At 47.4% G+C, this 15,685-nt stretch carries 12 protein-coding genes and 5 tRNA genes; 6 read left to right on the forward strand and 11 right to left on the reverse strand.

Going from position 1 to position 15,685, the window contains the following annotated elements; genetic code table 11:
• Window positions 1-910: 910 nt before the first annotated feature.
• The 11 genes from glmS to AUL54_RS09675 all read right to left on the reverse strand — a co-directional run bounded on the left by glmS (window position 911) and on the right by AUL54_RS09675 (window position 8,770).
• Window positions 911-2,713, reverse strand: a complete 1,803-nt coding sequence (glmS, locus tag AUL54_RS09625) for a glutamine--fructose-6-phosphate transaminase (isomerizing) (RefSeq protein WP_060963721.1) — start codon at window positions 2,711-2,713, stop codon at window positions 911-913.
• A 431-nt stretch (window positions 2,714-3,144) separates the two neighbouring features.
• Entirely contained in the window at window positions 3,145-4,491 is a 1,347-nt protein-coding gene (glmM, locus tag AUL54_RS09630) for a phosphoglucosamine mutase (RefSeq protein ID WP_016936920.1), read from the reverse strand.
• Between the two features lie 17 nt (window positions 4,492-4,508).
• A complete protein-coding gene (locus AUL54_RS09635; RefSeq protein ID WP_060963722.1) occupies window positions 4,509-5,948 on the reverse strand; it encodes a CdaA regulatory protein CdaR in 1,440 nt (479 codons plus the stop codon).
• A complete protein-coding gene (gene cdaA, locus AUL54_RS09640) occupies window positions 5,941-6,762 on the reverse strand; it encodes a diadenylate cyclase CdaA (protein ID WP_003156763.1) in 822 nt (273 codons plus the stop codon). The genes AUL54_RS09635 and cdaA overlap by 8 nt, the downstream gene beginning before the upstream one ends.
• Window positions 6,763-6,936: 174 nt before the next feature.
• A complete protein-coding gene (gene rsiW, locus AUL54_RS09645; RefSeq protein WP_016936922.1) occupies window positions 6,937-7,554 on the reverse strand; it encodes an anti-sigma-W factor RsiW in 618 nt (205 codons plus the stop codon).
• 13 nt (window positions 7,555-7,567) lie between these two features.
• Window positions 7,568-8,131, reverse strand: a complete 564-nt coding sequence (sigW, locus tag AUL54_RS09650) for an RNA polymerase sigma factor SigW (protein WP_003156766.1) — start codon at window positions 8,129-8,131, stop codon at window positions 7,568-7,570.
• A gap of 231 nt (window positions 8,132-8,362) precedes the next feature.
• Window positions 8,363-8,434, reverse strand: a tRNA-Gln gene (locus tag AUL54_RS09655).
• Window positions 8,435-8,438: 4 nt separating this feature from the next.
• Window positions 8,439-8,523, reverse strand: a tRNA-Tyr gene (locus tag AUL54_RS09660).
• A gap of 18 nt (window positions 8,524-8,541) precedes the next feature.
• Window positions 8,542-8,614 (reverse strand) — tRNA-Thr (locus AUL54_RS09665).
• A gap of 5 nt (window positions 8,615-8,619) precedes the next feature.
• Window positions 8,620-8,695 (reverse strand) — tRNA-Val (locus AUL54_RS09670).
• Between the two features lie 3 nt (window positions 8,696-8,698).
• Window positions 8,699-8,770 (reverse strand) — tRNA-Glu (locus AUL54_RS09675).
• A 180-nt stretch (window positions 8,771-8,950) separates the two neighbouring features.
• Here AUL54_RS09675 and AUL54_RS09680 point away from each other — a divergent pair.
• The 6 genes from AUL54_RS09680 (at window position 8,951) to AUL54_RS09705 (ending at window position 15,674) form a co-directional block, all read left to right on the forward strand.
• Window positions 8,951-9,403, forward strand: a complete 453-nt coding sequence (locus tag AUL54_RS09680; RefSeq protein ID WP_060963723.1) for a 2-thiouracil desulfurase family protein — start codon at window positions 8,951-8,953, stop codon at window positions 9,401-9,403.
• Between the two features lie 17 nt (window positions 9,404-9,420).
• On the forward strand, window positions 9,421-9,897 hold the full coding sequence (locus AUL54_RS09685) for a GNAT family N-acetyltransferase (RefSeq protein ID WP_016936924.1): 477 nt from the start codon (window positions 9,421-9,423) through the stop codon (window positions 9,895-9,897).
• Window positions 9,898-9,976: 79 nt separating this feature from the next.
• Window positions 9,977-10,906, forward strand: a complete 930-nt coding sequence (gene murQ / locus AUL54_RS09690) for an N-acetylmuramic acid 6-phosphate etherase (RefSeq protein ID WP_060963724.1) — start codon at window positions 9,977-9,979, stop codon at window positions 10,904-10,906.
• Window positions 10,907-11,044: 138 nt separating this feature from the next.
• Complete coding sequence (locus tag AUL54_RS09695) at window positions 11,045-12,412, forward strand: PTS transporter subunit EIIC (RefSeq protein WP_060963725.1); 1,368 nt, start codon at window positions 11,045-11,047, stop codon at window positions 12,410-12,412.
• Window positions 12,413-12,430: 18 nt separating this feature from the next.
• A complete protein-coding gene (gene pbp4b / locus AUL54_RS09700) occupies window positions 12,431-13,714 on the forward strand; it encodes a penicillin binding protein PBP4B (RefSeq protein ID WP_060963726.1) in 1,284 nt (427 codons plus the stop codon).
• A gap of 46 nt (window positions 13,715-13,760) precedes the next feature.
• Window positions 13,761-15,674: a glycoside hydrolase family 3 protein gene (locus AUL54_RS09705; RefSeq protein ID WP_060963727.1), complete on the forward strand. Its 1,914-nt coding sequence runs from the start codon at window positions 13,761-13,763 to the stop codon at window positions 15,672-15,674.
• Window positions 15,675-15,685: the final 11 nt, after the last annotated feature.

The following is a 15,685-nucleotide window of genomic DNA, read 5'->3' on the forward strand; positions in this document are numbered from 1 at the left end:
CTAACTTTCAAGTTAAATTATCAGAGTTGATAACGACCTGTCTACACACTTTCGTCTTCAATTACGCTGGCTACTTTTTCAAATAGATATCTCCGCAATCACATATTTCCTCTCTGTCATACATCCCTCAAATAACAAAGTGTTTTATTAAAAACTCTTTCAATCTGCCTTGTATTCCGTTAATAATTTGCACTTCAGGATTGTTCTCTAATACTTTCAGAACTTTATTAAATCCTCCACTTAATTCACATTTAACTTGAACATGATAAAACGATATGTTTCCAGATCCTCTATCAACTTTACTTCCACCAATATCTGACGTCAATAGATTTACGGATTTCGGTTACTTTTATCATTTTTACATATCCATGTATTCCTTATCCATTTCCACCACTAAGGTTATCTGTTTTGCTTTAGTTACTTTATCAAGGGTTGATTCACTTTGCTAGTTACCATTAATTCTCCTTCTATGTAGCGTATAATTTTAAGTATTATTTCAGGAAGCATAAATAAAATTTCAGTATAGAGGATTCGCTTATTCATTACATTTATGATTCTAAGAGTTGTGTCATCAGGTGAACTCGTAAAAGTAGTCAAACTAACTGATAGAGAATTAGAAATTGCCCTCGAAAACCAACAAAAAAACTGAATATTATTCAAATGAAAGTAATTTTGTTCTCCATCAGTTGAATGCTCTAACGGAACATCTCGAGTTCCCTAGTTTATATTTGACACCATTATCAAAGCCTTGTCTTTCTTTAATCGATTTGATTTTAGATGTTCGGTTTTCTCTTGAATTTAAAAACACCCCTTTGGAAAATCATATCCAAAGGGGTGAAACTATGCAACTTTTCAGAAGCGGTATAACTTTATTTCAGTGCTGAACGTACAGTCCTACCATTATTAAAAACTACTCCACAGTCACACTCTTCGCAAGGTTGCGCGGTTTATCAACGTCACAGCCGCGGTGCAGTGCCGCGTAGTAAGCGATCAGCTGCAATGGTACAACAGAAACCAGCGGAGCAAGCGCAGGGTTGACTTCCGGCAGGATGAATCTGTCGTCTGCGTCTTCTAAGCCTTTCAGCGAGATGATGCAAGTGTTGGCGCCGCGGGCTGCGACTTCCTTCACGTTTCCGCGGATGCTCAGGTTGACGTGTTCTTGTGTCGCCAGTGCGAAGACCGGTGTTCCTTCTTCGATCAGGGCGATTGTTCCGTGCTTCAGCTCGCCGCCGGCGAAGCCTTCCGCCTGAATGTAAGAAATCTCTTTCAGCTTCAGGGCGCCTTCGACACATACGAAGTAGTCGAGGCCGCGGCCGATGAAGAAAGCGTTTCTTGAAACAGTCAGGTACTCACGCGCGATCATTTCCATTTCGTCCTTCTGGTCGCAGAGGGCTTCCATGGCATTTGCCGCGATACCTAATTCTTTGACTAAATCAAAGCCGATATCAACGCCGTTGCGTTCTGCCGCAACTGATGCAAGGATCGCAAGCACGGCAATCTGAGCCGTATACGCTTTTGTTGATGCAACCGCGATTTCAGGGCCGGCATGCAGAAGCAATGTGTAATCCGCTTCACGGGAAAGCGTGGATCCCGGAACGTTTGTAATTGTCAGCGCTTTGTGGCCCAGCGCTTTGACTTGAACAAGCACGGCGCGGCTGTCCGCTGTTTCTCCGCTTTGAGAAAGGAAGATAAAGAGCGGTTTCTTAGACAGAAGCGGCATGTTGTAAGAGAATTCACTCGCTACATGCACTTCAACCGGGACGTTTGCCCACATTTCAATATATTGTTTTCCGACAAGACCGGCATGGTAGCTCGTTCCGCAAGCCACGATATAAATGCGGTCCGCTTCCGCCACAGCGTCAGCGACATCGCCGGCCACAGCCAGTCTGCCATTTTCGTCTTGATACGTTTGGATGATTTTTCGCATAACAAGCGGCTGCTCATCCGTTTCTTTTAACATGTAGTGAGGGTATGTGCCTTTTTCGATATCACTGGCGTCAAGCTCAGCGATATAAGACGCACGTGTCATGACTTCACCGTCAAGGTTTTTAATCACGGTTTCGTCTTTTGTCACGATCACCATTTCTTTATCCAAAAGCTCAACGTATTCATTCGTTACTTGAAGCATAGCCATCGCGTCAGATGCCACGACGTTAAACGTATCTCCAAGACCGATTAACAGAGGGCTTTTGTTTTTTGCAACGAAAATGGTGTCTGTGTTTTCGCCGTCAAATAATGCAATCGCGTAAGAGCCTTTTAACAGAGTGAGTGTTTTTCGGAACGCTTCTTCTGTATTAAGACCTCCCGCCACAAATTGCTCGATCATTTGAACGATGACTTCAGTGTCCGTGTCGCTTTTCAGTTCAACATTTTCAAGGTATTCGCGCTTCAGCTGAACATAGTTCTCGATCACACCGTTGTGAACAAGTGTAAAGCGGCCAAGTGCGCTTTGATGCGGGTGAGCGTTCAGGAAGCTTGGTTCGCCGTGAGTCGCCCAGCGTGTATGGCCGATTCCCGCTTGAGATTCAACCGCAGGATCCACCACTTCACGAAGGTCGGCGATGCGGCCTTTCTCTTTGTACACATGCACGCCCTGCTCGTTCGCCACAGCGATACCGGCAGAGTCATAGCCGCGGTACTCAAGCTTCTCTAATCCTTTTAACAAAATCTCTTTCGCATCAAGCTGACCGATATAACCTACAATTCCACACATTTTTTCTTCCTCCTAAAGGTGTAAAAGGAGACGAAGAAAGCCGAATTACAAGGGGACTTTCAATCGTCCCCTCCCACATGTTTTTTTGGAAGATCATGTGATTTCCCTTTGTTCGGAGAGTCGCCCCTCCGGTTTGAAGAAATCCTTACGGCTGTGATCTAAATGAATCAGCCGGGAGGCATCCGCCGAAAATTCGATAACCTCCATCCTCGTCAACTAAGCCGTTTTTCGGGCGCTTAGTTCGGGCGCTGTAATTATAAAAGATGCAAACAATTCCGCCTTCCCTGTAAGTGAAAAACAAAGGCCGGACAAGCTTGATTTTACAGCATGTGCCAAGGACGGTCAATTATTTTTTGCCGCCCCGGCATCATGTTTACTATCATATTATGCTGGTCGCACTTGTCTTGTTCGCTCTCTGTTTATAAACTTCGTTACTCCGCTCCCATTTCTGTCCGCACGACATCCACGATTTTTGTGACATATTCGTCACAAAGCTCTTTTGTTCTCGCTTCCGCCATCACGCGGACGAGCGGCTCGGTGCCTGACGGACGCACTAATATCCGGCCGTCTCCATTCATTTCTTTTTCCACTTCAGAAATAACCGCCTTCACCTTAGCGTTTTCTTCCACCTTATATTTATCCGTCACTTTCACATTTACTAAAAGCTGCGGGAATTTTTTCATTTCAGCCGCAAGCTCTGAAAGGGTTTTGCCGGACGCCTTCAGCGTATTCACAAGCATGATCGCGGACAAAAGACCGTCACCGGTAGTGTTGTAATCAAGGAAAATAAGGTGCCCTGACTGCTCTCCGCCGACATTATAGCCGTCTTTTTTCATCGCTTCTACGACATAGCGGTCTCCGACTGCCGTTTGAACGCTTTTGATTTCTTCTTTTTCAAGCGCTTTGTAGAAACCGAGGTTGCTCATCACGGTTGATACGACGGTATCATCTTTGAGACGGCCCTCTGATTTCAAATACTTTGCGCATATGTACATGATCTGATCGCCGTCGACAATGTTTCCTTTTTCATCAACGGCAATGAGGCGGTCGCCGTCGCCGTCAAATGCAAGGCCGATGTCGGCGTTTTTTTCTTTGACGAAAGCACTCAGCGCTTCCGGATGTGTAGAACCGACGCCGTCATTAATATTTAATCCGTTCGGAGACGTTCCCATTGTAGACACGTCAGCATCAAGATCGGCAAAAAGGTGAGTCGCAATGGAAGATGTCGCACCATGGGCGCAGTCAAGCGCTACATGAATACCCGTGAAATCTTCGTCTGCCGTCTGCTTTAAAAATTGCAGATATTTTTGAACACCTTCGAAATAATCGTTCACAAGCCCGAGGTCCGCGCCTGTCGGTCTCGGCAGCTTATCTTCCGGTTCATCCATGAGACGTTCAATCTCGGCCTCCTGCTCATCAGAAAGCTTAAAGCCGTCTCCTCCGAAAAATTTAATTCCGTTATCCTGTACGGGATTGTGAGAAGCGGAAATCATGACGCCCGCCTCAGCATCCATGGCTTTCGTTAAATAGGATACCCCCGGTGTAGAAATGACGCCGAGGCGCATCACTTCAGCTCCGATCGATAAAAGTCCGGCGACAAGGGCTCCCTCCAGCATATGTCCGGAGATGCGTGTATCACGGCCGATCAGCACTTTCGGGCGCTGTTTATCTTTGGTCAGGACATAACCGCCAAAACGCCCCACTTTAAAGGCCAGCTCTGGCGTAAGCTCGCTGTTGGCAACACCTCTTACACCATCTGTTCCAAAATACTTGCCCATTTTGTATCGCTCCTTTTTCATTCTGTTGAAGATGAATCAGCGCTTGATCCGCCTTCATCCTGGTCTTGATTTTGATCCTGGTTTTGACTTTTATTCTGATCGCTGTCAGTGTCGTCTTCCCGGTTCTTGTTCTTGTCTTTGTCTGCGTCTCCGCTTGTGCCGTCATTATTGCCGGAATCGGCGGAGCCGCCGTTATTTTTATTTGAACTTGTGTTTTTCTTAGAAGTCAGCTTGATTTTAGCCGTGTCTTTGGACAGGGACCATGTGATGTTTTGCGGTCCGTTTACTGCAAGCTTTACAGAATGCTCTCCGTCATCTAAGTCTGAGACATTGGCGTACAGTTCAATATCCGACTTTTTCAGCGCCTTAATGTTGGCCGGAGAGCCTTTGGCCGTAATATTTATCGCCCGCGATTCTGGGTCGAGAAACTCAATCTGCTGCGAGCCTCCCAATCCGACCGTCTTGATTGCGACATTGTCAAAATCCTTTTTGTCTTCACTGTCCACCTTAACATGAAGCGTAATTTTCCCCGGTGATACCTTTGTCACACCCTTAGGAAGCGGGATGTCGGCATCTATATCCGTATCTTTATCAATTTTGCCTAAATCAAGAGATACGCCGTCGATAAACTCAAGTGAATCCAGTACGTCCTGCGGGCCGTAAACCGTCACCTCACTCGGATTCGAGTCAATGCTTGCAATGCTCACCCCGTCAGGAAGACTTCCCTTCCTTTCGATTTTGAAAGGGAGCTTTTTGCTCGGACTGGCCACGGGAACCGTCACTTTGATGATTGACGGTTCAACATCAACAGGAAGTGCGTTGCCGTCTTTGTCATAGACGGTCACCTTCACTTCCTTATCAATGGTTTCATTTGCATTTTCTAGGTTCACGGATGCTTTGACAAGCGAAATGTTGTCAATCACATTTTTCGAACCCGTAATCTGTACGTTTTTCGGGCTGATGATCGGCTGCTGGGGCGTATACCCCTTTTTCATTTTGCTTTTATTGTAGTATTCAACTTCAACCGGAAAACTCTCAGCCGTTTTTTCCTGAATCGTAACCGTCGTGACTGACGGGTTAATGGATATCGTCAGTCCGTCCGATACATTTTTCGCCTTCAATTCGACCTTATGAGTCCCGGTCTTCAGCTTGTTCATATCGGCATATATCTCAAAATTCTTCGTCTGTCTCGCCTTTTTCACCGCGCTTGTCGATCCTTTAATTGTGACATTTACGGTCTGAGGCACGCCGGTGACCACGTAATTCGCTTCATCATAATATGCTTTTACAGGAATATCAGTAAGCGTAGCCTCGTCAGTCGTTGATGTCGGAAAAAAGGATTCCCCCGGCTTTTTCGGAGTCGGCGCCTGGTTGTTGTTAACCGCAACATAAAGCAGGAGCGCAAAGAGCAATGCAATGATCTTTACAGCCCAGCGGTTGTTTAAGAATTTATCCATTTTTCTTGCCCCTCCAGTACCAGCGGTTAGAAGAAGTATCTCTGGCGTTTTTCTTAAACTCGGCTTCAAGCATTTCTTTCAGTGCTTCTTCCGTCAATTCTCTGTGAAGGTCTCCGTTTTTGGCCACGCTGATGGCGCCCGTCTCTTCAGATACGATAATGGTTAAGCTGTCCGTCACTTCACTGATGCCGACAGCCGCTCTGTGCCGCGTCCCCAGCTCCTTTGAAATAAACGGGCTTTCAGAAAGCGGCAGATAACAGGCAGCCGCCGCGATCTCGTTATTTTTCATAATGACCGCTCCATCGTGCAGCGGCGTATTCGGAATGAAGATATTAATCAAAAGCTCCGAGCTGACCTGCGCATTAAGCGGGATGCCCGTCTCAATATAATCGCCCATTCCCGTGTCGCGCTCAATGGCGATGAGGGCACCGATGCGGCGTTTCGCCATGTAGCTGATTGATTTTGTAATCGCTTCAATTGTCTTATGCTGCGCTTCCTCCACGGGGGTGCCGCTCCTTGAAAAGAACCGGCCCCGTCCGAGCTGTTCAAGCGCCCGTCTCAGCTCAGGCTGGAATATAATAATGATTGCTAAAAATCCCCATGTTATCGCTTGGTCCATCAGCCACTGAAGCGTACTGAGTCCCAAATATGAACTGGCCATCCGGACCAACACGATGACGACGATTCCTTTTAAAAGCTGAACCGCTTTCGTTCCGCGTATGACCATGATTAATTTATATATCACATACCAAACAAGGAGAATATCAACGGCATTGCCGAGGTATTGCAAAAATGGGATGTCCTCAAAAGCCATTTCCTCGTCCTCCAAGAATTCAGTCATTTCGTTTTTTGTTATGAATTGTGCTGCATGAGCAATATGTACATCATATAGCGTGCTCATTATACCACATTTTGATTTATCAAGTGAAATCAGCCAGCGCGGTGCTGCGTAAAAAAAGAGTAAAGCGATTATACGCTTTACTCATCTTTAATCGGAGTCTAAAGCACTCACGACGCCCTGACCCGCTGTTTTCAGTTCGTACCAGACCCAGTCAAACAATTCGTTAATTTCTTCAATCTGCCCGGTGACTTGTCCGGCTGAGGCCATGTATTTTTCTCCGTTAACCACGGTCACGTTGCCGTCGACTTTCCCTTTAATGACCAGCTTGCCGTTTTTTACTGTGACATCGCCCTTTACGGTCTCGCCTTCAGGGACGGTGACCGTGTGATTCTGCACGACAAGGTTCGGCTGCTTTGACACACTGAAATTGTGGTCATTATGCCAGCTGTTGAAAAAACCGCCGCCCATTAAAATCACAAAAACCGCCGCGGCTGCAATTATCGGATGAGTTTTGATCCATCGTTTTACAGAAGCGCGTTTTTTCTCTTTTGGAAGATTCGCCATAACTTTGGCAGTAAAATCAGCAGGGGCTGTGACATGCGATGTGCTCCGGACGAGCGCTACGGATTTCTCCATTTCATGAAAATGCCGTTTGCAATTCCCGCATGACCGCAAATGTTGTTTTAATACGTCTTCATCTTCAGGAAGGATATCTCCATCAAGATGCTTATGCATAAGCTGCACGATCTGTTCAGGACAGCTCATTTCATCACCCCACTTAAAGATCCCTTAATTGTTTTCTAAGAGCCTCTCTGCCTCTGTGTATCCTTGTCTTGACGGTGCCGACAGGGATATTCAGAATCTCCCCGATTTCAATTAAAGAGAGTTCATCAATATACTTTAATACAATAACCGTTCTGTACTTGTCAGGCAGCTTTAAAATCTTTTTCTGAATTGTGTCCGACAGCTCCAATGACAACACGGCGTCTTCAGGGAGAACCCCGTCCGCGGCGATCTGCGAATACATCGTCAGCCCCTCTGCGCCCGCCACTTCTGCGTCCAGATAATAATCAGGCTTTTTCTTGCGGATACGGTCAATGGTCAGGTTGGTCGCAATTCTGTAAAGCCACGTTGAAAACTTTCTGTTGATGTCGAAACTGTCGATATTGACATACGCTCTGATGAAAGCTTCCTGCGCAATATCTTCCGCTTCGTGGACATTGCCGAGCATGCGGTAGCAAAGCTGGTAAATCTTATCTTTATAAAGGTCAACGATTTCCGCAAACGCATTTTGATCGCCTTTTTTGACTTGCTTGATTCTTTTTTTAATCAGGTTTTCCATGTTTTATCTTACCTCTGCCCTTCACCGGTCTGTATCTATACGTTGATTGTTTTAAAAGGTTTCATTTTTTTTATTACATTTATTTTACCAAATTTCAGGCAGGGTGTAGATGGAAAATACAGAATATACTGCCTTAACAGCAGCTTAAAAATAGTATATCTGATGAACAATCAGAATTCGAGAAAAAATACCGATAAAAAAAAGACACCCTTATACAAAAGGTGTCTGAGACTGGGCTAGCTGGATTCGAACCAACGCATGACGGAGTCAAAGTCCGTTGCCTTACCGCTTGGCTATAGCCCAAAAATGGTGGAGGGGGGCAGATTCGAACTGCCGAACCCTGAGGGAGCGGATTTACAGTCCGCCGCGTTTAGCCACTTCGCTACCCCTCCGTATTTTTTGGAAAACAGTGCCGGCCAGAGGACTTGAACCCCCAACCTACTGATTACAAGTCAGTTGCTCTACCAATTGAGCTAGGCCGGCAAATATGGTGGAGGATGACGGGCTCGAACCGCCGACCCTCTGCTTGTAAGGCAGATGCTCTCCCAGCTGAGCTAATCCTCCATATGACCCGTACGGGATTCGAACCCGTGTTACCGCCGTGAAAGGGCGGTGTCTTAACCGCTTGACCAACGGGCCGTTGTGTCCGCGTCGAGCTGACAAAAGTTATTATATACAGGTTATACCCCTTTTGTAAAGAGAAAATTTATTTTTTTTATTTTCAAACTTTTTTACCCGTTTTTTAACTGAAAAACTCGTCCCTTCTCTCTTATTTCATTTAAGATGAAAGTATCAAAATATTGAAGGGAATGGACACAGATGATCTTAGTCAGCTCTTGTCTCGGCGGTATCGAATGCAGGTATAACGGCTCCCACGCCGCCTCGGAAAAAATCCGCAGACTCGTAGAGGAAAAGAAAGCTGTTATGGTCTGCCCCGAACTTTTGGGCGGCTTCACCACTCCCCGCGAACCGGCGGAAATCATCGGCGGCACGGGCGAAGACGTGCTGAACGGAACAGCAAGAATTGTAACGGCATCAGGTGAAGACGTTACATCTTTATATATAGACGGAGCGGAAAAAACGTTAGCATACGCAAAAGAAATAGGCGCCGCAGCGGTCATCCTTAAAGAAAACAGTCCGTCCTGCGGCAGCAGCTTCATCTATGACGGCACTTTCTCCGGGAAAAAGATAATCGGGGACGGCATCACTTCCGCTCTATTAAAACGGGCAGGCTGCCGCGTGTTATCAGAAAATGAACTGGATCAACTATAAAAAGGAGAGTAGATATCATGGTTGCAGCCCTGTCTTTTTATAAACCGGAGCATGCAGACGGCCTGAACGGGTTTGTACTCAGTGAAGAAGATAAAATGTTCACAGCTCTCCCGAAGGATGTACTGCCGCAGGCTCTTGTCATCCGGGAGCGCTATCCTACAGTCGTTTTAAAAGAAGACACCCCCGTCGGTTTTTTCATTTTACATACCTCAAAGGAAACCATAGCCCCATATTCGAACAGCGTGTCTGCCATTTTACTGAGCGCACTGTCCATAGATGCGCGGCAGCAAGGAAAAGGTTATGCCAAACAAGCGATGCTGCAGCTCCCCGCTTTTGCCGCAAATTATTTTCCTTGGTGTGACGAGATCGTGCTTGCAGTGAACCATCGCAATCATCGCGCAAAGAACCTGTACCAGTCTTCCGGTTTTATTGATAAAGGGCGTCGCAGGATCGGCCCCATCGGCGAACAGCACATTCTGCATCTTTTTTTGTGAAAGCGTTTGATTTTTTTCTTGAAACATATATTCAGAAGCCCATATACTTCAAGTAATAACGACTTGGGAGGGTACATTCATGACAGACCGGCTTAACATTCACAGATTGACCACAGAAACAAGAAATCCGCAGACCGCTTCAATCCATCAAGCAGACACGATGGAAATCCTCCGCATCATTAACCAAGAGGACTTCAAAGTGGCGGACGCCGTTCAGCAGGTGCTGCCTGACATTGAAATTGCCGTTCAATTTGCCCATCAGTCTTTGCGGCGAAACGGCAGGCTGATTTATGCGGGAGCGGGCACAAGCGGCAGGCTTGGTGTACTTGATGCGGTTGAATGCCCGCCTACATACAGCGTAAGTCCCGGCACCGTCATCGGTCTGATGGCCGGAGGGGCAGACGCCTTTTTGCAAGCGGCTGAAGGCATAGAAGACAGCGAGGAAACCGGCGCTCTCGATCTCAAAACGATCGGCCTTACCGCTGAAGACACCGTGATTGCCATCGCTGCAAGCGGGCGCACACCGTATGCGGCCGGTGCGCTGAAATACGCAAAAACAATCGGCGCCAAAACCGTCGCGCTCACATGCAATAAGCACTCATTGATCAGCACCTTTGCCGATCACAGCATTGAAGTCGTCGTCGGCCCCGAAGTGATTACAGGGTCAACACGAATGAAAGCCGCGACGGCACATAAAATGATTCTGAACATGATTTCCACGGCCGTGATGATCAAAAGCGGCAAAGTGTACGAAAATCTAATGGTGGACGTTCATGTCAGCAACGAAAAATTGAAAGAACGGGCAATCGGCATTATCCAAAGCATTACGGGCGTTCCGTACGATAAAGCAAAAGAGACCCTTGAGGCCGCAGGCAGCCATGTCAAAACGGCAATCGTCATGCTGAAGACGAATTCGGACGCAACACACGCGAAAGCACTGCTCGAAGAATCGGAAGGCTTCATTGACAAAGCAATAGAACAGCATGTTTCAAGCGAAAAAAATCGCTGATCATTCTTTTGGCTCCGTCACTGATCATCATGTGCCTTTTACCAGCCCGCGCCGTTTTCATGATCGGCGCAGGCGCTTTCAGGACGCGTTTCAGGCATAGCTCCCCAGGAAAAATCGTACGGAAAGAGGAGGGTCTTCATGAGCAAAGAGGCATTTTATCAGTCGCTGGCCAAAGATATTCTGGACAACTGCGGCGGTTCATCGAATATTTCAGGCTTTACCCACTGTATGACACGCCTGAGGATTACACCTTTAGATCAGGACAAAACGGATATTGAAGCGCTGAAGCGGCTTGACGGAGTAATAGGCGTCGTCGAAGCCGAAACACTGCAGATCATTCTCGGCACGGGTGTCGTCAATCATGTCGCCGACGCTTTCGCAAAACTGGTGTCACCCGGAAAAAACATTGATTTAAAAGAAGCCGCCTCACGGAAAAAAGCCGATCTCAACAGAAAAAACACAACACCCATCACACTGCTTCTAAGAAAAATATCAAGCATCTTCATTCCTCTTATTCCCGCACTCATTGCATCAGGTTTAATCACCGGCATGACGAAAGCCGTCATTCAGGCCGGCTGGCTCCCGAAAGAATCTCAAATCGCACTTATTTTAACGGTTATCGGTTCAGGCTTATTCGCTTACCTCGGCGTCCTTGTCGGTATCAATGCGGCGAAGGAATTCGGCGGAACACCCGCGATGGGCGGCCTTGCAGGCATATTGATCTTAAACCCCGAGATCGCCAATATCAGTTTGTTCGGAGAGAATCTGCTCCCGGGCAGGGGAGGTTTAATCGGCGTTCTTTTCGCTGCGATTTTTATCGCTTATACCGAACGGTTTATCAGAAAGTATGTCCATCAATCCATCGACATTATCGTCACGCCTACTTTGTCTTTGCTCATCACCGGACTGGTGACATATGTCATCTTCATCCCTGCAGGCGGTTTTATTTCTGATTTGATTACATCAGGTTTATTGTCGCTGCTGAATGTCGGGGGAGTGCTGTCGGGATTTGTATTAGGAGCCGCCTTCCTGCCGCTTGTCATCACCGGCCTGCATCAAGGCTTGACTCCCGTGCATTTGGAACTCATCCGATCCATCGGGGATGACCCGCTTCTGCCGATTCTCGCAATGGGAGGAGCAGGTCAAGTAGGCGCGGCCTTCGCCATCTTTATGAAAACAAAAAAAGCCTCATTAAAAAGAGCGATTGGAGGCGGACTTCCATCCGGTCTGCTCGGAATCGGGGAGCCGCTCATCTTCGGCGTCACACTCCCGCTCGGCCGGCCGTTTTTAACAGCGTGTTTAGGGGCGGGTATCGGAGGCGCCTTTCAAGCTCATTTTCAAGTAGCGACTTTTTCAATCGGTGTCTCCGGCCTTCCGCTCTCATTTCTCGTACAGCCGGCTCAAATCGTTTTGTATATCATCGGTCTCTTCATCTCTTATGCGGCAGGCTTTGTCTTCACCTATGCTTTCGGGTTTAAGAATGACATGGCTGCTGAATTTGAATAAGCCGGGAGGGAACAGAATATGAAAACACTGGCAGCCGCCGTACTCACCATGGTCATCAGCCTCTCTTTTCTGCCGCAGCACAAAGCCGGAGCCCAATCCAAATTATACGACACAGCAGAGCTCAGAAAGGTTGATCAAATGATTGAAAAAGACATCGCAGCAGGATTCCCGGGAGCCGTCCTCGTCGTCGTAAAGGACGGACGGGTGATCAAAAAGAAAGCATACGGCTACAGCAAAAAATATGACGGGAACAGCCTTTTATCCCGTCCGAAAAAAATGAAAACATCAACCATGTTTGATTTAGCTTCCAATACAAAAATGTTTGCGGCGAATTTTGTATTACAGCGCCTCGTCAGCCAAGGAAAGCTGGATGTGTATCAAAAAGTCTCGGCTTACCTTCCCGATTTCAAAGACAGGAAAAGCGATCCGATTCAAGGAAAAGACCGCATACGCGTCATTGATGTGCTGCAGCATCAATCCGGTCTGCCGGCAAGCTTTTATTTTTATAAGCCGGACATCGCAGGCCCTTTTTATTCACAAGAACGGGACAAAACGATTCGTTTTCTCACCCAGATCCCGCTTGAATACAAACCGGGAACAAAACACATATACAGCGATATCGGTTACATGCTGCTCGGCTGCATCATTGAAAACATAACCGGAAAAACCCTTGATGCCTATGCGGAACAAGAACTGTACAGACCGCTGAAACTGACGCACACACTGTTTAACCCGCTGCAAAAAGGCTTCAAAGAAAAAGCATTCGCAGCTACTGAACGTTTAGGCAATACGCGTGACGGGGTTATCCATTTTCCTCATATCAGGACGTATATGCTGCAAGGAGAGGTTCATGACGAGAAAGCATTTTACTCAATGGGAGGGGTGTCCGGCCATGCAGGACTGTTTTCAAGAGCTGATGACATGGCCGTCCTTCTTCAAGTCATGCTGAACGGCGGCAGTTACAAACACGTTTCTCTCTTCACTCGGCAAACGGCCGATCTGTTCACAACGGCGTCATCCTCTGACCCGACTTTCGCTCTCGGCTGGCGGAAAAACGGCAGCCCTGATATGGAGTGGATGTTCGGCCCTTATGCAAGCAGGCAGGCTTACGGCCATACCGGATGGACCGGCACCGTCACGATCATTGACCCCGCTTATCATCTCGGGATCGCGCTTTTGACCAACAAAAAGCATTCCCCCGTCGTCTGCCCCGGTGAAAATCCGAATGTTTTTGAAGGGGATCTTTTCCCGACCGGAAGCTACGGCAGCGTCGTAAAAGCGATTTACGAAGCCATTGAATGACAACCTATGTCTTTTGTCCAAACTATGACGGCAGGAGGGCGCCATTATGAAACTTGTCATCTCAGCTGTATTACTGTTGTTTATTGTTTTCGGCATGCATCATGCATCGACAAAACCGGACATTCCGTCACAAGCGGAACAAACGGTATCCCGCATGACATTAGATGAGAAAATAGGGCAGATGCTCATGCCTGACTTCCGCAATTGGCAAAAAAAGGGGCAGTCATCACCTGAGGCTCTTACTCAAATGAATGACGAAGTCGCAGGGCTTATTCAAAAGTACCGGTTCGGCGGCGTTATCTTATTTGCAGAAAATGTAAAAAACACTGAACAAACGGTCCGCCTGACAGATGCCTTTCAAAAAGCAAGCCCTGACATTCCGCTATTATTAAGCATTGATCAAGAAGGCGGCATCGTAACAAGACTTGGTGAGGGCACTCATTTCCCAGGCAATATGGCACTCGGAGCCGCAAGAAAAACAGCCTACGCATCCCAAACCGGCGCCATTATCGGGAAAGAATTGAAAGCACTCGGCATTAATACAAATTTCGCTCCCGTTCTCGATATCAATAATAATCCAGGAAATCCGGTCATCGGCGTCAGGTCATTCAGTTCAGACCGTGATCTGACAGCGTCACTCGGCCTTGCCTCAATGAAGGCTCAGCAAAAACAGGATGTCGCTTCCGCCGTCAAACATTTCCCGGGACACGGCGACACGGATGTCGACAGCCACTACGGCCTTCCGCTTGTCACCCACGGTCAAGAAAGGCTGCGGCAGATCGAACTTTATCCGTTCCGTCAGGCCATTCAGGCGGGGGCAGATATGATCATGACAGCCCATGTGCAATTTCCCGCTTTTGACGATACAACCTATAAAAGCAAGCTGGACGGTTCAGACATTCTTGTACCCGCCACACTCTCGAAAAAAGTGATGACTTATCTTCTCCGTGAGGAAATGGGGTTTAACGGCGTCATCGTGACGGATGCATTAAACATGAAAGCCATTGCTGATCATTTCGGCCAGGAAGAGGCGGTCGTCATGGCAATAAAAGCAGGAGTCGACATCGCCCTGATGCCGGCCCAAGTGACATCGCTGCAAACAGAAAACCGCTTTGCCCAAGTTCATTCCGCTTTAAAAAAGGCGGTTCAAAAAGGGGATATTCCTCTTCAGCAAATCAACAAATCGGTGGAGCGCATCATTTCCCTGAAAATAAAACGAGGGATATATCCCGCTCCGAAAGAAACAAGTCTGAAAAAGAAGATGGCAAAAGCACATAAAACCGTCGGCAGCAAAAACCATCTGAAAGCAGAAAAACAAATCGCGGAAAGATCCGTCACCGTCTTACAAAACAAAAACCGCACGCTCCCATTCAAACCGAAAAAGAACAGCCGCGTTCTCCTTGCCGCTCCTTATGAAGATCAAACAGCGTCAATGGAACAAACCATTCGGCAGCTCATCAAAAAGAAAAAAATCCGGCCGGTAACCATCAGTAAAATGAACTTCGCCGAGCGCACATTTCATGATGAGCACAAAAAACTGGTATCAGACGCTGATTACGTCATTACAGGCTCATATGTCGTAAAAAATGATCCTGTCGTAAACGACGGCGTCATTGACGATTCCGTCACAGATCCCGGCAAATGGACGACCGCGTTTCCGCGGGCCGTCATGAAGGCTGCGCAGTCGAACCAAAAACCCTTTGTGCTGATGAGTCTTCGGAATCCTTACGACGCCGCGAATTTTGAAGAAGCTGACGCCCTTATCGCAGTCTACGGGTTTAAAGGATATACAGACGGACAATTTCTCCAGCCAAACATTCCGGCAGGCATTGAAGCGATATTCGGGCAGACAAAACCGAAAGGCAGGCTGCCTGCTGCCATTCCTTCCGTCACCCATCCGGGAACGACACTGTATCCATATGGTTTCGGTATCAATCTGAAGACCGGAAAACCGCTTTAAACAGGAGGGCT

Origin of the sequence: Bacillus sp. SDLI1 (genome assembly GCF_001553895.1) — a bacterium.
GTDB lineage: Bacteria > Bacillota > Bacilli > Bacillales > Bacillaceae > Bacillus > Bacillus siamensis.